General features: G+C 62.9%; 23 protein-coding genes. 9 read left to right on the forward strand and 14 right to left on the reverse strand.

The annotated features are described in order from the left end of the window. Positions 1–64 precede the first annotated feature (64 nt). The 4 genes from AB8717_RS01030 to AB8717_RS01045 all read right to left on the reverse strand — a co-directional run bounded on the left by AB8717_RS01030 (position 65) and on the right by AB8717_RS01045 (position 4816). Positions 65–1408, reverse strand: a complete 1344-nt coding sequence (locus AB8717_RS01030) for an anthranilate synthase component I family protein (RefSeq protein WP_443749170.1) — start codon at positions 1406–1408, stop codon at positions 65–67. Between the two features lie 243 nt (positions 1409–1651). Further along, positions 1652–3163, reverse strand: a complete 1512-nt coding sequence (locus tag AB8717_RS01035) for an AMP nucleosidase (RefSeq protein WP_443750836.1) — start codon at positions 3161–3163, stop codon at positions 1652–1654. A gap of 68 nt (positions 3164–3231) precedes the next feature. Further along, positions 3232–4227, reverse strand: a complete 996-nt coding sequence (gene bioB, locus AB8717_RS01040) for a biotin synthase BioB (protein ID WP_443749171.1) — start codon at positions 4225–4227, stop codon at positions 3232–3234. A 52-nt stretch (positions 4228–4279) separates the two neighbouring features. Next, entirely contained in the window at positions 4280–4816 is a 537-nt protein-coding gene (locus tag AB8717_RS01045) for an RNA 2'-phosphotransferase (protein WP_443749172.1), read from the reverse strand. Between the two features lie 135 nt (positions 4817–4951). Between AB8717_RS01045 and ahcY the strand changes: the two genes are divergently transcribed. Continuing rightward, positions 4952–6352, forward strand: coding sequence for an adenosylhomocysteinase (gene ahcY, locus AB8717_RS01050; protein ID WP_443749173.1), 1401 nt, complete (start codon positions 4952–4954; stop codon positions 6350–6352). Between the two features lie 59 nt (positions 6353–6411). Here the strand turns inward: ahcY and AB8717_RS01055 are convergent, their stop codons facing one another. From AB8717_RS01055 to AB8717_RS01065, 3 genes are read right to left on the reverse strand one after another with little or no spacing between them, the layout of a single operon-like run. Continuing rightward, on the reverse strand, positions 6412–7239 hold the full coding sequence (locus AB8717_RS01055; RefSeq protein ID WP_443749174.1) for an AraC family transcriptional regulator: 828 nt from the start codon (positions 7237–7239) through the stop codon (positions 6412–6414). 30 nt (positions 7240–7269) lie between these two features. Next, positions 7270–8076, reverse strand: coding sequence for a TIGR03915 family putative DNA repair protein (locus AB8717_RS01060; RefSeq protein ID WP_443749175.1), 807 nt, complete (start codon positions 8074–8076; stop codon positions 7270–7272). Further along, the gene (locus tag AB8717_RS01065; protein ID WP_443749176.1) at positions 8073–9305 is read right to left on the reverse strand and encodes a putative DNA modification/repair radical SAM protein; all 1233 of its coding nucleotides are present in this window, start codon (positions 9303–9305) and stop codon (positions 8073–8075) included. Before AB8717_RS01065 ends, AB8717_RS01060 begins: the two co-directional genes overlap by 4 nt. A 137-nt stretch (positions 9306–9442) precedes the next feature. Between AB8717_RS01065 and cutA the strand changes: the two genes are divergently transcribed. From cutA to AB8717_RS01085, 4 genes are all read left to right on the forward strand, one after another. Further along, positions 9443–9703, forward strand: coding sequence for a divalent-cation tolerance protein CutA (gene cutA / locus AB8717_RS01070; RefSeq protein WP_443749177.1), 261 nt, complete (start codon positions 9443–9445; stop codon positions 9701–9703). 105 nt (positions 9704–9808) lie between these two features. Continuing rightward, positions 9809–11827 carry a ferritin-like domain-containing protein gene (locus AB8717_RS01075; RefSeq protein WP_443749178.1) on the forward strand — a complete coding sequence of 673 codons (2019 nt, stop codon included), beginning with the start codon at positions 9809–9811 and terminating at the stop codon, positions 11825–11827. Positions 11828–11880: 53 nt separating this feature from the next. Then, complete coding sequence (locus AB8717_RS01080) at positions 11881–13005, forward strand: serine hydrolase domain-containing protein (RefSeq protein ID WP_443749179.1); 1125 nt, start codon at positions 11881–11883, stop codon at positions 13003–13005. A 14-nt stretch (positions 13006–13019) separates the two neighbouring features. After that, complete coding sequence (locus tag AB8717_RS01085; RefSeq protein WP_443749180.1) at positions 13020–13313, forward strand: hypothetical protein; 294 nt, start codon at positions 13020–13022, stop codon at positions 13311–13313. Here AB8717_RS01085 and rarD read toward each other — a convergent pair. From rarD to AB8717_RS01100, 3 genes are all read right to left on the reverse strand, one after another. After that, positions 13308–14216: an EamA family transporter RarD gene (rarD, locus tag AB8717_RS01090; RefSeq protein ID WP_443749181.1), complete on the reverse strand. Its 909-nt coding sequence runs from the start codon at positions 14214–14216 to the stop codon at positions 13308–13310. The genes AB8717_RS01085 and rarD overlap by 6 nt on opposite strands. Positions 14217–14293: 77 nt before the next feature. Beyond that, positions 14294–15322, reverse strand: a complete 1029-nt coding sequence (locus tag AB8717_RS01095) for an aspartate-semialdehyde dehydrogenase (protein ID WP_443749182.1) — start codon at positions 15320–15322, stop codon at positions 14294–14296. Positions 15323–15584: 262 nt separating this feature from the next. After that, entirely contained in the window at positions 15585–15977 is a 393-nt protein-coding gene (locus AB8717_RS01100) for a response regulator (RefSeq protein WP_443749183.1), read from the reverse strand. Positions 15978–16088: 111 nt separating this feature from the next. On the opposite strand from AB8717_RS01100, the gene AB8717_RS01105 reads away from it, so the two are divergent. Further along, positions 16089–16934, forward strand: a complete 846-nt coding sequence (locus AB8717_RS01105; RefSeq protein ID WP_443749184.1) for an NAD(P)/FAD-dependent oxidoreductase — start codon at positions 16089–16091, stop codon at positions 16932–16934. A 145-nt stretch (positions 16935–17079) separates the two neighbouring features. Continuing rightward, positions 17080–18186, forward strand: coding sequence for a cell division protein ZapE (gene zapE / locus AB8717_RS01110; protein WP_443749185.1), 1107 nt, complete (start codon positions 17080–17082; stop codon positions 18184–18186). Here the strand turns inward: zapE and AB8717_RS01115 are convergent. Both AB8717_RS01115 and AB8717_RS01120 read right to left on the reverse strand, forming a co-directional pair. Beyond that, positions 18168–18986 carry an HpcH/HpaI aldolase/citrate lyase family protein gene (locus tag AB8717_RS01115; RefSeq protein WP_443749186.1) on the reverse strand — a complete coding sequence of 273 codons (819 nt, stop codon included), beginning with the start codon at positions 18984–18986 and terminating at the stop codon, positions 18168–18170. The genes zapE and AB8717_RS01115 overlap by 19 nt on opposite strands. Before the next feature lie 40 nt (positions 18987–19026). Next, positions 19027–19536: a hypothetical protein gene (locus AB8717_RS01120; protein WP_443749187.1), complete on the reverse strand. Its 510-nt coding sequence runs from the start codon at positions 19534–19536 to the stop codon at positions 19027–19029. A gap of 166 nt (positions 19537–19702) precedes the next feature. Between AB8717_RS01120 and AB8717_RS01125 the strand changes: the two genes are divergently transcribed. Further along, a complete protein-coding gene (locus AB8717_RS01125; RefSeq protein WP_443749188.1) occupies positions 19703–20470 on the forward strand; it encodes a Bax inhibitor-1/YccA family protein in 768 nt (255 codons plus the stop codon). A 73-nt stretch (positions 20471–20543) separates the two neighbouring features. Beyond that, a complete protein-coding gene (locus AB8717_RS01130) occupies positions 20544–21602 on the forward strand; it encodes a hypothetical protein (protein ID WP_443749189.1) in 1059 nt (352 codons plus the stop codon). Here the strand turns inward: AB8717_RS01130 and AB8717_RS01135 are convergent, their stop codons facing one another. Then, a complete protein-coding gene (locus tag AB8717_RS01135; RefSeq protein ID WP_443749190.1) occupies positions 21603–21950 on the reverse strand; it encodes a DUF2794 domain-containing protein in 348 nt (115 codons plus the stop codon). 389 nt (positions 21951–22339) lie between these two features. Continuing rightward, positions 22340–25039 carry an aconitate hydratase AcnA gene (acnA, locus tag AB8717_RS01140; RefSeq protein WP_443749191.1) on the reverse strand — a complete coding sequence of 900 codons (2700 nt, stop codon included), beginning with the start codon at positions 25037–25039 and terminating at the stop codon, positions 22340–22342. Positions 25040–25078 lie beyond the last annotated feature (39 nt).

A 25078-nucleotide genomic window follows, 5' to 3' on the forward strand; every position in this document is an offset into this window, starting at 1 on the left:
CCGCACCTGGAAGCGTCCTAACGCCGAATCGTCGGCCCGGTTCGCGCCTTCAGGACTTATGGCGTTAGTGCCCTTCGAGCACCGATCGTATCAAGGACAGTTTCGTCTCCGTCTCGATGCGCTCGTCGCGCGGATCGCTGTCGGCGACGATGCCGCCGCCGGCTGCCGCGCGGAACTGCCAGACCCGGCTGTCGTCGCGTTCGAAGGCCAGTGTCCGGATCAGCACGCTCGAATCCATCGCGCCGCCCGCATCGATAAAGAACAGCGACCCGCAATAGGGGCCGCGCGCCGCCTCCATTTCCGCGATCACCTTCATGGCCTGGACCTTGGGCGCGCCGCTGATCGAGCCTGGCGGGAAGGATGCCGTCAGCACATCGGCTGCCGTCCGGCCTTGCGCCAGCTGCGCCGTCACGGTCGACACCAGGTGATGGACATTGGCATAGGTCTCAAGGCCGTTCAGCCGCGGCACGGCGACGCTGCCGATGTCCGCAACGCGCGACAGGTCGTGGCGCATCAGATCGACGATCATCAGGTTTTCGGCGCGGTCCTTGGCGCTGGCCAGCAGTTCGGCCGCAAGGCGCGCATCGTCTTCCGGCGTTGGCCCGCGCGGGCGCGTGCCCTTGATCGGCCCGGTTTCCATGTGGCCGCTGGCATCGAGACGGATAAAGCGTTCCGGGCTGTTGGACACGATGGCGCGTTCGCCCAGGCGCAGCATGGCGCCGAAGGGCGCCGGGCCCCTGGCGTGGAGGGCTGCCGCAATATCGCCGGGCGTGACGCCTGCCTTCAGCCGCCCGGTCCAGCCACGCGCCAGATTGGCCTGGAACAGGTCGCCGGCGTGGATCTGGCGCACGACGGCCGCGACCTTGTCCTCATGCACGTCGTCGGGGGTCTCGAGCCGCAGCTTGCCGTCGGCCAGGGGACCTTGCAGCGGTCTTGTTTCGGGCGTGGCTTCGTAAAGCGCGATGAGGCGCTCGCAGGCTGTCCGGGCGTCATCTTCATTTGCGCCGCGTCCGATTGCGACCAGCCGTCCGGTTTCGTGGTCGAAGGCGAGCACGGCGGGGTAGAGACGCACCACCAGTTCAGGCCAGGCGCCGCGGCCTTCGATGCGGAAGGGCCGGCGCTTCAGGCTTTCCAGGCGCAAGCCCAGTTCGAACCCCGCCAATCCGATCACGCCGCCGGTGAAGGGCGGCAGGTCGTCGCGGTGATCCTGCGGCCGGACGAAGGCCGTCGCTTCGGCCAGGACCGCCGCGGCCTCGCGCGCATCGGTGTAGGGAAGCTCTGTTTCGGCGGCCGGTTCGGCCATCAGGTAGCTGAAGCGCGCATGCTCGCCGCCGGAGATCAGGGCGGCCGCGCCCGTGTGCTCGAACCATCCGGAAAGGCGAGCAAACAGCCCTTCGCCCCGTGGCATTTCGCGGGTGTGGATAAACGGGATGTGAGCCGAAAACGGCAACATTCACAGCAACTTGATTCGATTGTGGGCGGGCTGGAGCGCACACTGATATCAGGATTTCACTGCCGCATTCAAGGCATTCGCCAGGCCGAACGCAGCAATCGAAACCCTATGGATGGAGGTCCATTGATTGTCCCTTGGAGCGGTATGCGTATCTGCATCCCGCTCCTTTTTTGACCGAACCTCCCAGCCCAGTCAAAATCATCGGAACGGGGGCTCGTCGAACGCCCTGAGCTTGCGCGAATGCAGGCGCGAGCCGAAATCGCGCAGGATCCCCACCGTCTCGATGCCGATATCGATGTGTTCGCGGATTGCGCGCTCGTAGAAATGGTTGGCCTGGCCCGGCAGCTTGAGCTCGCCGTGCAGCGGCTTGTCCGACACGCACAACAACGTGCCGTAGGGCACGCGGAAGCGGTAGCCCTGGGCGGCCAGCGTGGCGCTTTCCATGTCGATGGCGACGGCGCGCGACTGCGAAAACCGCAAGGAACTCAAGGTATAGCGCAGTTCCCAGTTGCGGTCGTCGGTGGTGACGACCGTGCCGGTGCGCAGGCGCTTTTTCAGCGCGTCGCCGTCTTCGCCGGTGATGCGCACGGCGGCCTGGTGCAGGGCCTGCTGGACCTCGGCGATGGGCGGAATCGGAATCTCACGCGGCAGGACGTCGTCAAGCACGTGATCGTCACGCAAATAGGCGTGGGCCAGCACATAGTCGCCGATGCTCTGCGACGGGCGCAGGCCGCCGCAGTGGCCGATCATCAGCCAGACGTGCGGGCGCATGACCGCCAGGTGGTCGGTGATGTTCTTGGCGTTCGACGGCCCGACGCCGATATTGACCAGGCTGATGCCCTGGCGGCCCTCGGCCAACAGGTGATAGGCCGGCATCTGGTGCTTGCGCCACGGCGAATTGGCGATCAGTTCGTCCGGATTGGGCGTGTCCTTGGTGATCAGGAAGTTGCCGCAGCACGACAGGGCCGTATAGGGGCTGTCGGGCTTCTTCAACTGTTCCAGAGCGTAAGTAACGAACACATCGACATAGCGATTGTAGTTCGTCATCAGAATATAGCTTTGCGTATGCTCGGCCGGCGTTCCGGTATAGTGCTTCAGGCGCTGCAACGAGAAGTCGGTGCGCAGGCCGTCGAACAGGGCCAGCGGCATATTGCCTTCGTCATCGACCAGTTCGAGGCCATCGGCGACCTCGTTGCCGATCAGCGCCAGTTCCGTCGCCGGAAAGTGCCGCGTCAGGTCCAGCGCCGACACCGAGTTGAGATCCAGGCCCGCGCCGTCGAGCACATAGGGGTAGGGGATTTCCTGGTCGGACGGGCTGACGAAGCATTCGGCGCCGTAGTCGCGAACCAGGAGTTCCAGTTGTTCCTGAATGTATGCGCCGAACATATCGGGGCGCGTAATCGAGCTGGAATAGGAGCCGGGGCGCGAAAAGCGGGCATAGGCGCGGTTTACCTGAGGGTGACGCGGTGTGAAGACGGCGGTATCGTCCTCGGGTTCCTGTACGCCCTGCCACACGACGGTCAGCTTGGGGTAGCAGTAGCGGCCGGCGGCGCGCTTTTCGGGCGACGGACGCGTGCGGTCCTTGAGATAGGCCTGGAGGTCTTCCTGCAACGCTGTCACCGAGGCGTTGAACAGCGAGGACAGCGTCTTGACAGCGTCGGCCGCACTTAAGGGGCCGTTATTGGCCGCCGGTGCGGCCTTGGTTTTCATAGGCTTGTTCATGACGCACCCGTACCACGGTCGCCACGCCTGCGCCAATCGCCGGAAAGATGAATTTTTTAGGCGAGCGCTTCCGCCGACATCGGCTTCAGGCCCAGTTCGGCCATCAGGTGGGCATCGGTGCCGCGTTCCGGGTTGGGCGTGGTCAGAAGCTGGTTGCCGACGAAGACCGAATTGGCGCCGGCGAGGAAGCAGAGCGCCTGAAGTTCTTCGCTCATCTCGGTGCGGCCGGCCGACAGGCGGACCATCGATTTCGGGCAGACGATGCGCGCCACGGCGACCGTGCGCACGAATTCGATGCCGGAAATCCCGCCTTCGGCTTGCGCTTTTTCGCCCAGCGGCGTGCCGGTGACGGCGACCAGGTTGTTGATCGGCAGGCTGTCGGGATGGCGCGGCAGCGTCGCCAGCTGGTGCAGGAAGGACACGCGGTCGGCGCGGGTTTCGCCCAGGCCCATAATGCCGCCGCAGCACGTTTTCATGCCGGCGTCGGCCACGGCTTGAAGGGTGTCGAGGCGCTCCTGGTAGGTGCGGGTGGTGACGACCTTGTCGTAATATTCCGGCGAGGTGTCGAGGTTGTGATTGTAATAGTCGAGGCCGGCCGCCTTCAGCTGTTCGGCTTGGTCGGGACGCAGCATGCCGAGCGTGGCGCAGGTCTCCATGCCCATCGCCTTGACGCCCGAAATCATCGCTTCCAACGCCGGCAGGTCGCGGTCCTTGAGGTCGCGCCACGCCGCGCCCATGCAGAAACGCTGCGCGCCGCCGTCCTTGGCCGCCTGTGCCGCCGACAGCACCTCGTCGACGGGCATCAGCTTCGACGCCTTCAGCCCTGTGTCGAAGTGCGAGGACTGCGAGCAGTAGCCGCAGTTTTCCGCGCAGCCGCCGGTCTTGACCGACAGCAACTGCGACAACTGGACTTCGCTGGGATCGAAATGGCGGCGGTGCACGCTGGCGGCCTGGAAGACCAGCTCCATGAAGGGCAGGTCGAACAGGGCGGCGATTTCGCCCTTGGTCCAGTCGGTGCGCACGGTTGCGATCGGTTGCGAAGTGTCGGCCATGGTAGTCTCCTCAGGTCCGCTATCTCATGGTCGCGGGCCGATACGCAAGGGCTTATAGCGTTTCGAGAAATTGCGGGGGAACGGTATCGGTCAGCCAGACGCCGTTGTCGGCCTGGAAGAAGGCAAAGCCTTCGGCTTGCATGCGACCGGCGGCGACGCGGAAAATGATCGGCTTGCCGTGGCGCTGCCCGACCTTGAGCGCCGTCTCCTCGTCGCCCGACAGATGAACCTGCTGGCGCGCCTGCGGCTTCAGGCCCTCGGTGCGGATGGCGTCGGCGAAGCGTGTGGCGGTGCCGTGGAACAAGATATCGGGCGGAGTAACGGCCTTCAGGCCAAGCTCGACGGTGACGGAATGACCCTGGGCGGCACGAATGCGCAGGCCGTCGGGTGAAAAGCTGAAGCGCTGCTTTTCGCAATTGGCGGCAATGCGGCGCACGTCGTCTTCGGTGATCGCCTTGCCGTGGGCGCGGGTCTTCTCAACCAGTTCGGAAAGATCGGTCCAGCCGGCTTCGTCGAGCATCAATCCTATCGTCTCGGGCTGGTGACGCAGAACCAGGCTGAGGAATTTGCTTATCGTCTTATCATCCATACGCGGCGGCCATTAGCACGAATGACGCCGAGGCGCACGATCTCAATTCATATAAAGATATCTTTATATCTTTATTGCATGGTGTCGGCCAAGCCGGTATAAGCCGGTCATCGCAATTGCAACCGGAATAGACCCATGCCCGATACCCAGGACTTCATCGTCAGAGATTTGAGCCTCGCCGCCTGGGGCCGCAAGGAAATCGACATCGCCGAAGGTGAAATGCCGGGCCTGATGGCGACGCGCGCCGAATTCGGCAAGGACAAGCCGCTGAAGGGCGCGCGCATCGCCGGTTCGCTGCACATGACGATCCAGACGGCCGTGCTGATCGAAACGCTGCAGGCCCTGGGCGCCGAAGTGCGCTGGGCATCGTGCAACATCTTCTCGACCCAGGACCACGCTGCAGCCGCCATCGCCGAACGCGGCACGCCGGTCTTCGCGCTGAAGGGCGAGACGCTGGAAGAATACTGGGACTACGCCCACCGTATCTTCGAATGGCACGACGGAGGTTATCCCAACCTGATCCTCGACGACGGCGGCGACGCCACCTTGCTGTGCGTGCTCGGCCCCAAGGCCGAAAAGGATCCGTCGATCCTCAACAACCCGACCAACGAGGAAGAAGAAGCGTTGTACGCCGTGATGAAGCGCTACCTCAAGGAAAAGCCGGGCTTCTATTCGGCGATCCGCGACGCCATCAAGGGCGTGTCGGAAGAAACGACGACGGGCGTGCACCGTCTATACGCCATGGCGCAAAAGGGCGACCTCCCCTTCCCGGCGATCAACGTCAATGACAGCGTCACCAAGTCCAAGTTCGACAACCTCTATGGCTGCCGCGAAAGCCTGGTCGACGCCATCCGCCGCGCCACCGACGTCATGCTGGCCGGCAAGGTCGCGGTCGTCCTGGGCTATGGCGACGTCGGCAAGGGCTCGGCGGCTTCGCTCCGCAACGGCGGCGCCCGCGTCATCGTCACCGAAATCGACCCGATCTGCGCGCTTCAGGCCGCCATGGAAGGCTATGAGGTCCGCACCGTGGAAGAAGTCGCCGCGGCCGGCGATATCTTCGTCACCTGCACCGGCAACAAGGACGTGCTGCGTCTGGAACACATGCGCGAGATGAAGCACAACGCCATCGTCTGCAATATCGGTCACTTCGACTCGGAAATTCAGATCGCGTCGCTGCGTAACTTCAAGTGGGACGAGATCAAGCCGCAGGTCCACCACGTCGAATTCCCGGACGGCAAGAAGATTATCGTCCTGTCGGAAGGCCGCCTGGTCAACCTGGGCAACGCCACCGGCCACCCCAGCTTCGTCATGTCGGCCTCGTTCACCAACCAGACGCTCGCCCAGATCGAGCTGTGGACCAATGGCGGCAAGTACGAGCACAAGGTCTACACCCTGCCGAAGCACCTGGACGAAAAGGTCGCCCTGCTGCACCTCGAAAAACTGGGCGCCAGGCTGACCAGGCTCAATTCCGAACAGGCCAACTATATCGGCGTCTCGGTCGACGGACCGTTCAAGCCGGACCACTATCGCTATTAAAAGCGGTCGTCCGCATCGAAAAGAAAACGGCGCTTCCGCACAGGAAGCGCCGTTTTTTGTTACAACACCGGAATCCAGATTTCGACAATACCATTACCGGTCTTGCCATCGAAGCGCTCGTCCATGCGCTCGAAGCTGGCGGCGTGCGCCATGCGCAGGCCGGACGCCGGCAGCCAGCGGTCGTAGATGTGCCGCCACGTATCCAAGACGCCGGAGACATGGCCTTCGTGGGTGAAGACGGCATAGGTGTTGGCGGGGGTCGTCAAGGTCGTGAGGCCGTCGGGCGCCGCGCTGCCCGGCTGGACCTCGACGGCGGACATGTAGTCGAACTCATCCTTGCCGGCGAAATTGTAGGAGATGCCATAGGTCACGCGGCCCTTCTGGCCGTCGACATGACCGATATGGGGACGGAACCGCTGCCATTGTCCGGGAATGCCGGAAACGTCGCGGGTGGAATAATGTCCGCTGATGCCGATGAAGCTGAGGGCGGGGGCGCTCACCTTGCGGGGCGTCTGGTCGGGAAGAGAATGGGTGTCGGTCACGGGGAAGGGCTCCGTCAGGTTAAGGGTTCGGCCGATGGCCGGGTCACGCAGCGTCTTGGGAGACAGGCCGAACTGGGCGCGGAAGGCACGCGAAAAGGCTTCGTGCGATCCGTAGCCGGCGCCGAGCGCGGTATCGAGGATGTCCGCCCCGCCCATCAGCACCTTCGCGGCTTCGCTTAACCGTCGTGCCCTGACATAGGCCATCAGCGGCTGGCCGGTCATCGCGCCGAACAGACGCGTGGCGTGAAACCGGCTGATGCCGGCGGTCCGGGCGATGTCGCCGAGGCCGATATTGCGGTTCAGATGGCCTTCGATGAACCAGACGATCCTGCGCAGTAAGCTCACCCTGTCTCCTTAAGCGTTACAGGAGCCGTTCTATCGCAACCGCCTGCCGGCAACTTGATCGCGATTGCGGTTGGCGATCATTTGGTCGGTCCGCGCCGTGGCCTCCGCGATCAGGTCCGGAATAAGCGCCGCTTCGGGCAGGTTCTTCCAGTACTTTTTCGGCATGTGGGTCTGCATGGCCTTCACCTTGAGCCGAGCGGGGTTGAAAATATGGCAGTAGTAGGTGCGCCACAGGGTGTCAGCATGGTCGCTTAAGGCCGGTTTCGCGGCGGGTTCGTCGTCGGTGGTCAGGGTTTCGCCGTTCCAGGCGGCCGTGCCCTTCGGCGTGGCGATGATCCAGTCCATATCGTTGAACCGGCGCTGAAAGAAAGGGGCGGCGCGCGCGACGATGAAATGATCGGGCTCGAACCACGCCATAAAGCGCCGTCTTGGGCCTTCATTTCCAATATCCTTGAAGCGGACGAAAGCGCGCATCTTGTGGTCGTCGCGGTGCACGGATTTGGCCATCATGCGCGCCCGGGTGACGTCGGTGTCGGAGGCAATTTCCAGCAGGTGGCGTTCCGATTGCAGCCGCCAGAGCAGGCGGTAGGCCAGGGCGAAGCGCGCCGGGTCACTATGGCAGATAATGCTTTCAGCCAGATCGGCAAAGGCTTTCGAGACAGTGATCGTGGCGGGCGTCGGCGCGGGACCGGACGTCTCCAGGCATCCGAACAGATCGCTGGTGTCTTCGGCCGTCCAGGTGACGGCTTCCGGCGAAGTGCCGTCGTTGAGCAATCGTCGCGCCGCCAGACGCCATTCCGCGAAGTCGCCGCGGCCACGCAACCGCATCGTCCTCATAGCAGGCTCAGTTGCCGGGGTTCGGGCGCGAACAGGGTGCGCAGGTCGGCGCGGTCGAGCACCTTGAGCGGCGTCCAGCCATCGGCGACAATGAACGGCTTGACCTTTTTCAACGACACCTTGAGGCGTTTCAGATCATCGAGCCCCATGCGCGTATGGGCGCGGCCGTTAATGAGCGCATCGACCGTGCGCACGCCGAAGCCCGGCACGCGCAGCAGCATTTCGCGCTCGGCCGTATTGATGTCGACGGGAAAGCGGTCGCGGTTGCCCAGCGCCCAGGCCAGCTTGGGATCGACCTCGAGGTCGAGCATACCGTCCGGCCGGGCCGTGGTGATCTCGTCGATTCCAAAACCATAGAAACGATAGAGCCAGTCGGCCTGGTAAAGCCTGTGTTCGCGCATCAGCGGCGGCCTGGCCGGCGGCAGCAAGGACGACGCATCGGGAATGGGCGAAAAGGCCGAATAATAGACGCGCCTGAGCTGATAGGTGCCGTATAGTCCGGCGCTGGTGCCGAGGATGGTGGCGTCTGTCGCCGGATCGGCGCCGATAATCATCTGCGTGCTTTGGCCGGCCGGGGCGAAACGCTTGCGCTGTTTTGTCCGCAGGGTCGGTTCGGACGCTGCATCGATGTGCGTCTTCAGTTCGCCCATCGATTTGCGGATATTGGCCGGGTGTTTCTGCGGGGCGAATTTTTCGACGCCGGCATCGGTCGGGAGTTCGATATTGATCGACAAACGGTCGGCGAACAGCCCGGCCTCCTCGATCAGTTTGGCCGACGCCTCCGGGATGGTCTTGAGGTGGATATAGCCCTGGAAATTGTGCACGATGCGCAGATCGCGGGCGATGCGCACCATCTGCTCCATCGTGTAGTCGGAATTGCGGATAATGCCCGACGACAGGAACAGGCCTTCGATATAGTTGCGGCGATAGAATTCGAGCGTCAGCCACTCGACCTCTTCCGGCGTGAACCGCGCGCGCTCGACATTCGACGACGACCGGTTGATGCAATAGGCGCAGTCGTAGATGCAAACATTGGTCATCAGGATCTTGAGCAGCGATATGCACCGCCCATCTGGCGCATAGGCGTGGCAGATGCCGGACCCTTCGGTCGATCCCAGCCCGCCCGACTTCGCCGAATTGCGCTTTGTCGTGCCGGACGACGCGCAGGAGGCATCGTACTTGGCGGCGTCGGACAGGATGGCCAGCTTTTCTTTGAGAGTGCGCTTCATAAATGTTCATGATATGTTCTGATTGCGCGAAGTCAACGGCCAAGGCTGGCGCGGCGATAAAGTGATCGTTATGCTGGGACATGGCAGCCGATATCGTCACCGTTTCCATTGCCTGCGGGTCCGGCGCCGAGGCGCAAATGCTGGCGCGACGTCTGGTCGAAGCCAGACTTGCGGCGTGCGTGCAGACGCACCCCATCGCAAGCACCTATGCCTGGCAGGGCGAGATCGAGACCTCGGCCGAGATCATGTTGACCGCCAAGACCGTGGCGGACAAACTTGCGGCGATTGAAGCCCTGGTGAAAAAACACCACAGCTACGATGTGCCCGAGATTCTCGCCCAGCCGGTCGTGTGGGTCAGCACAGAGTACGAAGCCTGGCTGCGCGACACGATTGCGTGACCGGCGTCAACCCGGCCATCCGGCGGCCTGTACGCACGGAAAAGCCCGGTGCTATAGGTTTCTTCAGTATCGCGTAAAATCCCTTTCTTCCTGGAGCGATACCTGATGGCCGCTGAAGAACCGCCGATCATCATCCGCCACCGCGAGCAGTTGCTTGATACGTTGAGCGAGGCGGCCGAGATCGAGCATAACCTTATGTGCTGCTATCTCTACGCCGCCTGGTCGCTGAAGACCGAGCCAGACGACGGCATTGATCCTGAAATCCAGAAGGAAATCCGTGGCTGGCAGCGCGCCATCGTCGATGTCGCCATCGATGAGATGACGCACCTGACCCTGGTGTCGAACCTGATGAATGCGCTGGGCGGCGTGGCGCATCTGCACCGGCCGAACTTTCCGGTGTCGAACGGCTATCATCCGGCGGACCTCCAGGTGCGGCTGGCGCCGTTCAATCGCGACACCCTGCAACACTTTATCTATCTGGAACGCCCCGAAGGCAGCGACGAGCCCGACGGCCAGGGCTTCGATCAGCGTCCGACATATTCACGGGGCTTGCGCGGCATCCGGCTGATGCCGTCGGCGCAGGACTATCGCACGGTCGGTCACCTCTACCGGTCGGTCGAGGACGCGTTGAAGCAGCTGGCGGCCGAAATGGGGGAACCGGCCCTGTTCTGCGGCGATCCGGCGCTCCAGGTCTGTCCGAACATCCTGACCCTGACCGGTCTGGTGCGGATCACCGATCTTGCCTCGGCCTGCCGCGCCATTGAAACCATCGTCGAGCAGGGCGAAGGCGCGTCGAACAACAGCGCCGGATGTCACTATGCGCGCTTCGTCAAGATCCGCGAATCCTATGACGCGATCCTGGCGCGCGATCCAGACTTCAAACCGGGTCATCCGGTGGCGTCGAACCCGGTCATGCGCAAGCCGATCCAGAACCCGGAAGACCGCGTATGGATCGAGCGCGAGGATGCGCGCCAGGTGCTGGATCTCGGCAACGCCGTCTATAATCACATGCTGCGTTTCCTGGCGCAGGGCTTTGCTGCGACCGACGTCACCGAAAAGCGCCTGATGATCAATACGGCGATCGACATGATGATGGCCCTCGATCCGCTGGCGCGCGAACTGGCGCGGTTGAAAGCCAACGATAGCGACGACTGCAATGCGGGCCTGAGCTTCGCGACATTGCGCACGCTGATGGCGCCGAAAGCCTTCCCGGCGGTCTTCGAGGTGCTGAAAGGGCGGATCCAAGACCTCGCCCAGGGCGGCAAGTCGCTTCAGCAGACGCCGCGCGTGGCCAGGGCCGTGTCGAGCCTTGAAACCATTCACGCCAATCTTGGCCAGGCACTGGAAAAGTTCAACGTTCAGGGGGACGCACAGGTGGACACTTCAGATAAACCCGAAGCGCCGGCGAAATCGGAATCGCTGAAGACCGAAGCAACGGCTTCGCAGAGCGAAAACCAGGCCGACGCCGTCGCGCAAGGTTCAAATTCGGCGCCGGAAATCGTCGAAGGCCAGGACATCACCCTGGTGGTAGACATGAAGCGCTGCGTCCATTCGCGCTTCTGCGTTACCGGCGCACCCAAGACCTTTATCGCCAATGTCGAGGGCCCCTGGCTGCACCCGGACGAAAGTGACGCCGACCTTTTGGTGCGGATCGCCCACGACTGTCCATCTGGTGCCATTGCCTATCGCGGCAAGACCCGGGCCGACGAGTGTGCGCCCGAGGTCAACATGATGCGCATTCGTGAGAACGGCCCCAACGCCATCAACGCCCCGATGACGGTGGCGGGCGAATTCATCGGCTACCGCGCCACCTTCTGCCGCTGCGGCCAGTCTAAGAACAAGCCCTATTGCGACGGCTCGCACCACGATGCCGGCTTTGCCGCCTCGGGTGAGCCCGAGACGATCAGCCTCGACCCGCTGAGTGAACGCAATGGGCCGCTGGCCGTCGATCCTCAGCGCAACGGACCGCTTCGCGTTACGGGAAATCTCGAAATCTGCGCCGGCACCGGCCGCGTTGTCAAACGCGTCGAAGGCGCCGTCCTGTGCCGTTGCGGGCACTCGAAAAGCAAGCCGTTCTGCGACGGCAGTCACCGTGCCGCCGGGTTTGAGGCCGACGGCGTTTAGCCCCCTTTACCATCCTGCGCTCAGCCACTAAAGACGAAGGGCAGGAGCGCATCATGGTCGACATCAGCGGTATTTGTCCCGACAGGTTCGCGAAGGTAAAGGACGCCTTCGCCGAGAATTTCGCCGGAGGCGGTGAGCGCGGTGCGCGCTTCTCGGTCGTCGTGGGCGGTGAAACCGTACTCGATATCTGGGGCGGGTCGGCCGACCGTGAAGGCCAGAAGCCGTTCGACGACAATACCCTGACCCCGATCTTTTCGACCGGCAAGGCGGTGATGGCGACGCTGATCGCGCGCCTGGTCGATGCCGGGAAACTCGATTACGAAGTGCCGGTGGCGCATTACTGGCCGGAATTCGGCGAAAACGGCAAGTCGCGCATCACGCTCGGCCAGCTGATCTCGCACCAGGGCGGCCTGCCGGGCTTCGCGCCGGCGCAGGACCCGTCGATCTGGTTCGACGTCCAGGCGACGCTTGCCGCCCTGGCGAAGCAGGCGCCGTTGTGGACGCCGGGCCAGGGCTCGGGGTACCACCCCATCACCGGCGGCTACATGCTGGGCGAGGTGTTCCGCCGCGTCGACGGCCGGTCGCTGGGCACGGCGCTGCGTGAGGACTTCGCGAAAAAGTACGGCCTCGACCTGATGATCGGCACGCCCGATTCCGAAGAGGGCCGCATCGCGACGATGCAAAAGCCGATGTCGGCGCCGGATCTCGGCACGATCGACAAGATCAAGCAGTCGGCTTTTCTCGACAAGGGATCGGCGCCCGGCGGGCGCGGTTCGGGCGACTGGCGGCGCATGGAGATTCCGTCGGCCAATACGCACGGTACGGCGCTGGCGCTGGCGCAGTTCATGGGCATCATCGCGTCGGGCGGCTATTTCGGCAAGGATCGCATCCTGTCGGTGACGACGCTTGGCCAGGCGACGCGCGAACGCGTCTACGGCCAGGACCGCGTGCTGCCGTACAAGCTGTCGTGGGCGGCGGGATTCTTACGCAACCGCGGCATCCATATCTACGGGCCGAACGACCGGGCGCTCGGCCATTCGGGCTGGGGCGGGTCGTGCGCCATGGCCGATCCCGACCGCAAGCTGTCGGCCGGCTATGTCATGAACAAGCAGTCGTCCTACCTGATCGGCGATCCGAGACCCATGAAGCTGATCGACGCGCTGTATAAATCTCTTTAGACAAGGCCAAAGGGATGGAATGGGTTCTGAAGCTTTTGGCCGAAAACGCCCGTTTCTATCAAACCGATTTCTGGTTTTTTCTGCTGTCGCTTGCGCTCTTCGGCATAGTCGGTTTTGGCGGGAAAAAGGTGCTCGTCTATGTCCTCTTTTATGGCAACAAAAAGAAGGCTGAAAAGTATGATCACCAGATGCACGGCTTGCAGGGGTTTAGCCGTTTCTTTTTCTGGCTGGCTATAGTCGCGAACGCACCCTTCGCCGTCCTGACGTTGGGATATACTGTCTGGGAATGGCTTAGCCGGCACTCATGAGACGCTGGCTACCTTCACGGCTCTCAACCGCCGCCAGGCGCCGAAGGCGAAGACCACCGCGCCGAGCCAGATAAAGACGAAGGACACGCCGCGAAGCACGCTGAACGGCTCGCCCTGCATCAGGCCGATGAAGAAGGTCAGGATCGGACCGATGAACTGGATGAAGCCGAGCGTCGACAGCGGCAGCCGGCGCGCCGCAAAGGCGAACAGGACCAGCGGCAGCACCGTCACCGGCCCGGTTAGCAGAAACCAGAAGGCGTTCATCGGCGCCTTCAGGAAATGCCCCTGGCCGGTCGTCTCGAACCACACGATATAGATCAGGGCCGGCAGGAAGAGATAGGCGGTCTCGATGAACAAGCCCGCCAGCGCCGGCACGTGCAGCTGTTTGCGCAGAATGCCATAGCTGCCAAAGGTCCCCGCCAGGATCAGCGCCACCCACGGCACCTGGCCGATGGCGGCGGCCTGGATGGCGACGCCGATGACGGCCAGCCCGATGGCGGTCTTGCCCCAGGTGTCGATGCGCTCACGGAACAGCATCGCCCCTGCGGCCATATTGAGCAACGGATTGAGGTAATAGCCCAGCGCCGATTCGATCGTATGGCCGTTGGTCACCGCCCACACATAGACGCCCCAGTTCGTCGCCACCAAAAGCGAGGTGGTAAGCAGCATCCAGCGCAGATAGGCGTTTGCCAGAGCCGCCTTGACCTCGGGCCATTGTCTGGTCGCCAGCACAAGCCCGCCCGCCCAGGCGAAGGCCCAGACCGAACGGTGGGCGATGATCTCGATGGCGCCGCCGCCGAAGGCGTGGATCGGTGCGTAGAAAAGCGGCACCACACCCCAGATGAAATAGCAGGCGACGGCGAGCAAGACCGGTAGACGAGGATTGGGGGTGTCCGTGGTCATGACGATTCCCGAAAAAGAAGAAGGCCGGCGAACCTTGCGGTCCGCCGGCCTGAAAATATGCCGCAGTCCGTAAGGTCTCAGACTTTCGCGGCTTCGATGACGCCGCGTTCGTCGAGCAGTTGCGCGATCTGCACGGCGTTGAGCGCCGCACCCTTGCGCAGGTTGTCCGAGGCGCACCACAGCGAAATGCCGTGCGGTACGGTCGGGTCGTTGCGGATGCGCGAGACATAGGTGTCGAACTCGCCCACGACCTCGATCGGGGTGATATAGCCGCCGTTTTCGCGCTTATCGACCACGGCCACGCCCGGCGCCTCGCGCAGGATTTCGCGCGCCAGCTGTTCGTCCATCGGGCTTTCGAACTCGATATTGATCGATTCCGAGTGACCGACGAAGACCGGCACGCGCACGGCGGTCGGCACGACGTCGATCGTCGGGTCGAGGATCTTGTGCGTCTCGACGATCATCTTCCACTCTTCCTTGGTGTAGCCGTCTTCCATGAAGACGTCGATGTGGGGGATGACGTTGAAGGCGATCTGCTTGGTGAACTTCTTGGGGGTCTTGTCGCCCATGCCGTAGATGGCCTTGGTCTGGTCCCACAGCTCGTCCATGCCCGCCTTGCCGGCGCCGGCGACCGACTGATAGGTCGACACGACGACGCGCTTGATCTGTGCGGCGTCGTGCAAGGGCTTCAGTACGACCAGCATCTGGATGGTCGAGCAGTTCGGATTGGCGATGATGTTCTTCTTCTTGGCGTCCCAGACCGCATCCGGGTTCACTTCCGGGATGATCAGCGGAACCTGCGGGTCCATGCGCCAGGCCGACGAGTTGTCGATGACGATCGGGCCGGCGGCGCCGATCTTTTCCGACCAGGCCTTCGACACGTCGCCGCCCGCGCTCATCAGCACGATATCGACCTTGGAGAAATCGAATTGCTCAAGGTCCTGGCACTTCAGCGTCTTGCTGCCAAACGAAATCTCGATGCCCATCGATTTGCGCGAGGCAACCGCATAGATTTCGTCGATGGGGAAGTTCACTTCTTCGAGGATCGACATCATTTCGCGACCCACGGCGCCGGTTGCGCCGACAACGGCGACCCGATAACCCATATTCGTAACTCCAGGAGCTGAGAATTACGCGGCGTAATCGCCGCGACCGCGCGCACATGGCGCTTTTTTCCTGAAATGACAAGGGCAAACTACAGCTAATACCAACGGTCATAAAGAATGACCCTTGGCATTAGCTTTTTTTCAGCTCAAACGCCGCATGGCTCGCCGCATAGGCGGCGGCGGCCAAAAGAATGAAAATATTGGCGCCCTTGCCAACGGCGAACGAGTCAAAGTCATTCGCCGTTGGAAGTAATTGTCCGTTTTACCGCGCGGCGCGCAAAGTGCCCTCTAAGCCCGAACCGCGCGCGGCGTTCAGAATGCGGTCGATGGCGGCCTTCAGCCCGTCGGCCGTGAAGGGTTTGGGTAGGATGCCGTCGGCCAGGTCGGTCTCGTCTTCCAGGCGCCCGAGGAACAGGATCGGCGTATAGCCGAGGTGAAAGCCGTCCTCGGTCTGGCGGATTTCGCGGGCCGCCTGGATGCCGGGCATGTCGGGCAAGCCGGTATCCATCAGGACGATATCGTATTCCGTGGCCTGGAAAGCGCTGAGCGCCTCGGCGCCGGTCGTCGCGAAGTCGATGTCGATGCCGGTCGACGCCAGCATCAGGTCGACCATATGCCGCTGCGTGGCATTGTCCTCAACGCACAGGAACTTCACGAACGCTTGCCCCGATTAATGATAACCGCGTTATAAACGGGGCCGGTTAGCGAACTCTAAAGGCGCACCGGAAAAGTTGCGGCCGCGCGCGCGACGCGGTACTGGCGTTTCATGGACAGGTATCAGGTCATTATCATCGGCGGCGGTCCGGCGGGACTGTCATGCGCCATATGGCTGACAAAACTGGGCGCCAGTTCGCTGCTTCTGGAAGCGTCCGGCGGTCTCGGCGGGCTGCAAACGCGGTCGCCTTACGAAAACCTCTGGATACCGGGCGTGCAGGGCAAGACGGGGCAGCAGGTCGCCGCATCGATCGCCGCGCACGCCCTCGATGTCGGCGCCGAACTGCGTGTGGGGCAACGGGTGGCGGCGGTGGCGCGGGACGGCGATGGCTTTCGGGTCGCGACACCGGAGGCCGAGGTCCACGGCCGGTTCGTGGTGATCGCCACGGGCTCGACGCCGCGCACCGGCGGCTTCACGTCATCTGCTACGGTCGCCATTGGTCCCGGCGAGCCCATGGAAGCGCTGGATGTGGCGGGCCGTGCCGTGGCCATTCTGGGCGGCGGCGACAATGCCTTCGACCAGGCGCGGTTCGTGCGCGACCGCGGCGGGCATGTGACGGTGTTTTCGCGGGGCGTTCCGCGCGCGCAGACGCTGTTGCAGGCGCTGGTGCCGGACGTGCCCGTTATCGTCGGTGCATACGAAGCGCGGCAATCCGACATGACGGTCAATGGCCAACACTTCGATTGTTTCGGAATCCAGTACGGCTTCGAGGCCGTGGTGCCGGCGGGCCTCGATATCAAACGCCAGGGCGGCTATGTCGAGGTCGATCGTTTCGGCGAAACGAGCGTGGCCGATGTCTTTGCCTGCGGCGAGGTTACCGACTTCTGGCATCCGTGCGTCACGACCTCGGCGGCGCATGGTGTGCAGGTCGCGAAGCAGATATCCAAGCGGCTGTGATGTCCAAATCCCACAGCCAGGCCTTCTCTTTACGCAGCCGCAGCAATTTTTAACGCCATTTTTTATGATCTCGGGTAAAAGCGACCCCATATAAGATGCAAAAGGTGGGGCGAGGTCTGCTTGGACCTGGCACGGCAAGGACTTTATGGGTATCCGCAGCGAGTACAAACGGCTGGTCAAGTCCGGTGAACTGACGCCCGATGTGGCGCAGAAGGCCGCGATCGACGTCCTGTATCACCTGGAACGCAAGATCCGTATGAGCCGCTCGTGGTGGCGCTGGTTGTTCGGCCTGCGTCCCAAGGTGTTCGGACTGTACCTGTGGGGCCCGCCGGGCCGCGGCAAGTCCATGATGATGGACATCTTCTTCCGCAATGCCCACGTCAAATCCAAGAGCCGCATCCACTTCCACGCCTTCATGTCGGAAGTGCATCACCTGATCCGCAAGTGGCGCGAAAGCGACGCCGCGACGCGCAAGCAGATTTTCGGCACGCACAAGGGCGACGACCCGATCGCGCCGGTGGCCAGGCTGATCGCCAGGCGCTCGGCGTTGCTGTGCTTCGACGAGCTTCAGGTCACCGACATCGCCGACGCCATGATCCTGGGGCGCCTGTTCGAGGCCTTGTTCGCGCATCGCGTCGTGCTGGTGGCGACGTCGAACCGTCCGCCGGAAGACCTCTACAAGAACGGCCTTAACCGCGACCTGTTCGTGCCTTTCATCGACATGATCAAGCAGCGTTGCACGGTATTCGAGGTCGCGGGGCCCAAGGACTTCCGTCTCGACCGCCTGCGCGGCGCCAAGACCTATTTCTTTCCGTCGACCGCGCCCGACCAGATCGCTGGCTTCAACGCCCTGTGGGCCGATATGACCAAGCTGGTCAGCGAGCACGAGGCGGTGCTGACGGTCAACGAGCGCAAGCTGATCCTGAAACACGCCGCGGGCCCGATCCTGCGCGCGACCTTCTCGGAACTGTGCGGCGAAGCCAATGGCCCGGCCGACTACCTGGCCATCGCCGAGCGTTTCACCACGGTCTTCATCGAAAACGTGCCGCTGCTGTCGCCCAACAACCGTAACGAGGCACGCCGCTTCGTCACCCTGATCGATGCGCTTTACGAAGCCTCGACCAAGACGGTGATCCTGGCCGAAGCCGAGCCGGCCAAGCTCTATCCGTCGGGCGACGGCGCCTTCGAGTTCGAACGCACCGTGTCGCGCCTCGAGGAAATGCGCTCGGAAGACTATTTGTCGCGGCGCTGATTGAGGATTTCGCGCGCCTGTTCCAGATGCAGGCGCTCGACCATTTCCCCGTTTACCGAAATGACGCCGGCTTCGCTGTTTTCAAAAGCCCCGACCACGGCCTCGGCCCACGCAATCTCGTCGGCCGACGGCGAAAAGGCCGCGTTGGCGCCCGCGACCTGGCTGGGATGGATCAGCGTCTTGCCGTCAAAACCGAGGTCGCGCCCCTGCCGGCATTCGGCCAGGAAGCCGGCTTCGTCCTTGAACTGGTTATAGACGCCATCGAGCGCGACAAGGCCGTGGGCGCGGGCGTGCAGTACGATCTGCGACAAGGCGAACAGGATGTCCTGGCGGTCGGGCATGGGGCGCGTACGCAGGCCCTTGCGCAGGTCGTTCGGGCCGGCGATCAGCCCGGCCAGCGGAACATGTCCCGCGATATCGGTCAGGCGCGCCACGCCCAGCGGCGTTTCGATCATGGCCCACAGGCCCTGAAGACGGGGCAGGGCGTCGCGGACACGATGCAGGGTGTCGGGTGTCTCGACCTTGGGCACGACGATGCCGCCGACAGCCTTGCTCCGGACCAGTTGTCCCAGCGCATCGGCCGTGGCGTCGAGGTGGACGGGATGGATGCGAACCAGCACGTTCGGCGCCTTGATGCCGCCGGCTTCGAGCGTCGAGACCAGGCCTGCCAGGGCGCCGGCCCATTCGCTTTCGCCGACCGCGTCTTCGAGATCGAAGATCAGGGCGTCGGCGTCGAGATCGCGCGCCTTGGCAAGTGCACGCGCATTGGCGCAGGGAATGAACAGGGCGGAACGGAACATGGGCAGGCTCGGGCAGGCATTGGGGCCTTGAGTTTACCGCCTACGGCTTCGGATGGATATAGATCAGATCGAAACTCGGCTGCCATGTCTTGCCGTCGTCGTCGGACGTCTCCCCGGCCTGCTCGACGCTGCCGTCGGGGCGCGGTGTGTAGGTCATACGCGTGATCTGGCCGGCGTGGCCGGGCTGCGGCCACACGCCCTGGATGACCATGGCCTTGCCGTTCCAGCCGCCGGTGAAGTCGGCAAAGCCACTGCTGTCGAGCCAGGTCTGGCGCCACGCCTTTTTTTCCGCGACGAAGGCATTGAGGCTGCCGCCGCCCGGTCCCTTCAGCGGCATCCAGTTTTCGCGCACGGCGCAGTCGGCGTACAGCTTTTCGATCAGGCTGTCGGCGACCTTGGTTTGCGGATGGGCCGCCGGAAAGACCTCCCATTTCCCGACCCAGAAATCGAACTGATGGCTTTCAGCTGAGGTGCATGATCCCGGCGTTTGCGCGGCGGCCATGGCGGGAAGGGCGGCAAGGACCAGACCGGCGAGTATCCAGGGACGCATGGCGTATCTCCCGTGAAGAAAGTCCGACTGTATGCCTCAGCGGGCGGCGGGTTAAGTGAAAAGACTGTAATCTCAAGCCTCTTGCCACAGCTTCGCCACGAGCCCATATTAGTCGGTATCCGGGCTTCGCTTTTGGAGCCTGCACCTATACCAACAGGGATCTGTTATGGCTGACATCGACGGTCAAATCGTACAGGGCCAGTCCAAGGCCGGCGCAAAGGACAGCGCCAAGGCCATTCCGATGGACAAGGGCCTGCGCAACTTCCTCATCGGCATCTATCAGAAGATGGCGCTGGGTCTGCTCGTCACGGGCGGCATGGCCTGGGCGGTGTCGCATTCGCCGCTGCTTCTCGGCCTGCTGTATCAGCGGACGCCGGACGGTGGCTTCGGCTATACGCTGCTCGGCTACGTCTTCCTGTTCGCGCCGCTGGCCCTGTCGTTCGCCTCGAACATGTTCATGAGCCGCCTGAACGTTGCTGCCATGGCGATCTTCTACTGGCTGTTCGTCGCGGTGATGGGCGTGTCGCTGTCCTCGATCTTCCTGCTCTATACCGGCATGTCGATCGCTTCGATGTTCTTCGTCACGGCCGCGGCTTTCGGCGGCGTCAGCCTGCTGGGCTACACGACCAAGGTCAACATGTCGGGCTGGGGCAGCTTCCTGAGCCTGACCGTGCTGGGCATGATCATCGCTTCGGTCGTCAACGTCTTCTTCCTGAAGAGCGGCATCATGGACCTGGCGATTTCGGCCATCGGCGTCGTCGTCTTCTCCGCCCTGATCGCCTACAAGACCCAGTGGCTGAAGCAGGTCTATTACAGCCTTGAGAACTCCTATACCGGCCTGGCTGCCATGACCTATTACGGTGCGCTCAGCCTGTATATCAGCTTCATCAACCTGTTCCTCAGCCTGCTGCGCATCTTCGGCAGCCGTCGCTGATTGCAACGGTCAGGTTTATCAGAATAAATGGTCCCGGGCAGCGATGCCCGGGGCTTTTCGTTTGGGGGAAGAGATGGAGTTCGAATGTCGGACGGCGTGGTGCAGCAACGACTGCTGGACCGCTGTCAAACAGATGGATCAGGCTTTCGGAGAGACATTCGCCCGGCTGGCGCAAAGCCGTGTAGCTGCAATCTCCGGATTTGGCAGTCTCATAATTTTTCTTTCGATACGAAGTCCGGCTTTTACGACTGCCTCGGGCAATCAGCGAGGCAGCTATCATAAAGCTTCAGACACCTATTACGCTACTGGCACCCTGAATTACGATGACTGGGTATCCAGAAAATGGGTAGAGCGGGTTGATAGCTATGCTCGATCTGTTGCCGACTCGATCCGGCGGATAGCCAAGTCACGGATTACCAAGGAAGAACGTGAGCTTCTGCTTGAAATCGTGGCATTGACGATTGGTGAGGTCAGCGACGACGTACCTTCAGACGTGTTGCCCTTGGATTCGATATTCGTCAAACGCGACGCTTCCGGGCGGATTGTGGGTATGGGCAGCCTGCTTGCGTCCGACGCCGATCTCGCGATGGGCTATTCTGTTGAAGAGTTTATGCCAGGCGAACCACTGCCTGAGCGTGACATGTCTGAAGACCTGCCTGCCTTCAAACTCTATCGTCGTGATGACGACAGCCTGCACTATCATGAGGCGTGGGCAAGCGCGGGCGAGATTACGGAACACTGGGGATTGTGCGGCACGGAGGGCGAGAGCCGGGTCCACGCCTACGCGACCCCTGCCGAGGCCCGAAGGATCTGCGCGGCGCTGAAGGCAAAGGCCAGGGCGGAAGATTATCGTCCGGTCGCGCCATCGAGGCACAGGCGGCTGGTCGTCGAATTGCCCGTCGACGGGTTTGGTGATGTGGCCGACCTGGATACGCGACATGAGATCGAAGACTATCTCAACGACCGTCTAGGCTGGCTGGGGCTGGGACACTGCGATGGCGGATCGACGGGTAGTGGAACGATGGAGGTTTTCTGTTTTGTCGTAGACATGGCCATTGCCCGCGACGCCATCGCGCGGGACCTCGCGGCGCTGAGCCTGCCCGTCGTGCCGCGGATTTACGAGATGACCTGATCAGACGATGTCGAACTTGGTCTTGTCGAGGACGGCCAGCACCGGCCCCAGCTCACGGCCGCGTTTCAGCACCATGCCCGACTGATTGAAGACGGCAAACGCGCCTTGCTTGCGCGCCAGGGCCGGGCGTTTTTCAATCCGATACAATGGGGCTTCGGAGGTGCGGCGGAAGATCGAGAAGGCGACGGCATCGCCAAGCGTATCGATCGAATAGTCGCGCCAGTCGCCGGATGCGACTTTACGCCCGTAAAGTCTCAGGATCAGTTCCAGTTCCTTGCGTTCGAAGAAGACAGGGCCCTTTACGGGCTGGGGCGCTGAGGACGCGCCGCTGAAATCCTGAAGGCTCATGGCGGTTCGGGTTTCCAACTCTGCGGTTACTGATCACCCGAGGCTACGCCCGTTATGGCCCCGAGTAAATTCGTTTATATTTTCGGCCACAATCTTTATCGCGTGCAGACGAAAATACCCCATTGTGGACAAGAAGCGGTCACGTCAGCGCCTTTTCGCGCCGTCATAGTTCTCTTGTCGGCCAGACGTTGTTTGGTTCCTCCCCTGAACAGCCCCCCCAGCCCCCGGGGATCAGATGGCGACTGGCCGGCATGTTTCCTCCCCAATACCCCTGAAACCTGCGCCCCTGTCACCCGGTGACCGGGGCGCCGTTTTTTGTGCGCGCCCGCCCAAACAAAAACCCCTCCGGCGGAACCGGAGGGGTTTGTTATTTCGAGTAGCGGGACCGCTTATTCGGCGGCTTCGGCCGGGCCGCGCGCCAGGTTACGCAGGACGTACGGCATGACGCCGCCGTTCTTGTAGTATTCCAGCTCGGTCGGCGTATCGATGCGGCAGCGGACCGGGAAGCGGGCGACCTTGCCGTCCGACGCACGGAACAGCTCGACGATCACTTCCTGGCGGGGCTGGATGTTTTCCAGGCCGCGGATGGTGACGATTTCCTCGCCCGTCAGGCCGAGCTTGGACCAGCCGTCGACCTTGAACTGCAGCGGCAGGACGCCCATGCCGACCAGGTTCGAACGGTGGATGCGTTCGAACGACTCGGCGATGACGGCGCGGACGCCCAAAAGGCGCGTGCCCTTGGCCGCCCAGTCGCGCGACGAACCGGTGCCGTATTCCTTACCGGCGAAGATGACCAGGTTGCGGCCTTCGTTCTGGTAACGCATGGCGGCGTCGTAGATCGGCATCACCGTGCCCGACGGGAAGTGCTTGGTCACGCCGCCTTCGATATCCGGCACCATCTTGTTGCGGATACGGATGTTGGCGAAGGTGCCGCGCATCATGACTTCGTGGTGGCCACGGCGGGCGCCGTAAGAGTTGAACTCGGTCACCGGCACGCCATGCTCGGTCAGGTACAGGCCGGCGGGCGCCGTCTTCTTGATGTTGCCGGCGGGCGAGATGTGGTCGGTGGTGATCGAGTCGCCGAAGATGCCCAGGACGCGGGCCTCGACGATGTCGTTGACCTTTTCCGGCGTCATCGACATGCCTTCGAAGTACGGCGGGTTGGCGACATAGGTCGACTTTTCGTCCCAGCCATAGGTCTGGCCGCCCGAAACGGCGATGGCCTGCCAGTGCTGGTCGCCCTTGAAGACGTCCGAATAGCGGCTCTTGAACATGGCGTTGGTGACGTACTTGTCCTGAAGCTCGGCGATCTCGGCCTTGGTCGGCCAGATGTCCGCGAGATAAACCGGCTGACCGGTGGTATCGAGGCCCAGAGCCTGTTCACGCAGGTTGACCTTGGTCGAGCCGGCCAGGGCGTAGGCGACGACCAGCGGCGGCGAGGCCAGGTAGTTGGCGCGCACGTCGGGCGAGACGCGGCCTTCGAAGTTGCGGTTGCCCGACAGCACGGCCGAGGCCACCAGGTCGTTGGCGTTGATCGCCGCCGAGATGGCGTCCGGCAGCGGACCCGAGTTACCGATGCAGGTGGTGCAGCCATAGCCGACCAGGTTGAAGCCGAGCGCGTCGAGATCGGCGGTCAGGCCGGCGGCATTGAGGTAATCGGTGACGACCTGAGAGCCCGGCGCCAGCGACGTCTTGACCCACGGCTTCACCGTCAGGCCCTTTTCGCCCGCCTTGCGGGCGACCAGGCCGGCGGCGATCAGCACTGACGGGTTCGAGGTGTTGGTGCACGAGGTGATGGCGGCGATGACCACGTCGCCGTGGCCGACGGTGAAGTCGGAACCTTCGACGGCGACGCGCTGGTCTTCGACCCCGGCCTTGCCGAAGTCACCCGACAGGGCGGTGGCGAACTCTTCGGCGACCTTCGACAGGGCGACGCGGTCCTGCGGACGCTTGGGGCCGGCCAGCGACGGCTCGATGGTGGCGAGGTCCAGTTCCAGCGTGTCGGTGAAGACCGGCTCGTGCTCGGGGTCGAGCCACAGGCCTTGCGCCTTGGCGTAGGCCTCGACCAGGGCGACGCGCTCAGGCGTACGGCCGGACTTGGCCAGGAAGTCGATCGTGGCTTGATTGACCGGGAAGAAGCCGCAGGTGGCGCCGTATTCCGGGGCCATGTTGGCGATGGTCGCCTGGTCTTCCAGCGTCATGGTCAGCAGGCCGTCGCCGTAATATTCGACGAACTTGCCGACGACGCCCTTCTTGCGCAGCATCTGGGTGATGGTCAGGACCAGGTCGGTGGCGGTCGTATCTTCCGGCAGCTTGCCGGTCAGCTTGAAGCCGATGACTTCCGGGATCAGCATCGGGATCGGCTGGCCCAGCATGGCCGCTTCGGCTTCGATGCCGCCGACGCCCCAGCCGAGGACCGACAGGCCGTTGATCATGGTGGTGTGCGAGTCGGTGCCGACGACCGTGTCGGGATAGGCGACTTCGCCGCCATCAGCGACGTTCGTCCAGACGGTCTGGGCCAGGTATTCCAGGTTCACCTGGTGGCAGATGCCGGTGCCGGGGGGGACGACGCGGAAATTGTTGAAGGCTGAACTGCCCCAGCGCAGGAAGTTGTAGCGCTCCATGTTGCGCTCGTACTCGCGGTCGACGTTCTTGGTGAAGCTGTCGCCGTGGCCGAAATAGTCGACCATGACCGAGTGGTCGATGACCAGGTCGACGGGGTTGAGCGGGTTGATCTTCTTGGGGTCGGCGCCCAGCTTGACCATGGCGTCGCGCATGGCGGCCAGGTCGACGACGGCCGGAACGCCGGTGAAGTCCTGCATCAGCACGCGCGCCGGGCGGAAGCTGATTTCGTGCTCGACCGAGCCCTTGTTCTTGGTCCAGGCGGCCAGGGCCGCGATGTCGTCCTTGCTGACCGAGACGCCGTCTTCGTTACGCAGGAGGTTTTCCAGCAGGACCTTCAGCGAGGCCGGGAGCTTGGAGACGCCTTCGAGGCCATTGGCTTCGGCGGCTTTCAGGTCATAGTATGTATAGGTCTTGCCGGCGGCGGTGATTTCCGCTTTCGACTTGTAGCTGTCAATGGAAGACATCGGTACGAGCTGTCCTTTCGCTATGCCGCAGGTCTGCCC

It is taken from the genome of Asticcacaulis solisilvae (assembly GCF_052327315.1).
In the GTDB taxonomy this organism is placed as follows: Bacteria; Pseudomonadota; Alphaproteobacteria; order Caulobacterales; family Caulobacteraceae; genus Asticcacaulis; species Asticcacaulis solisilvae_B.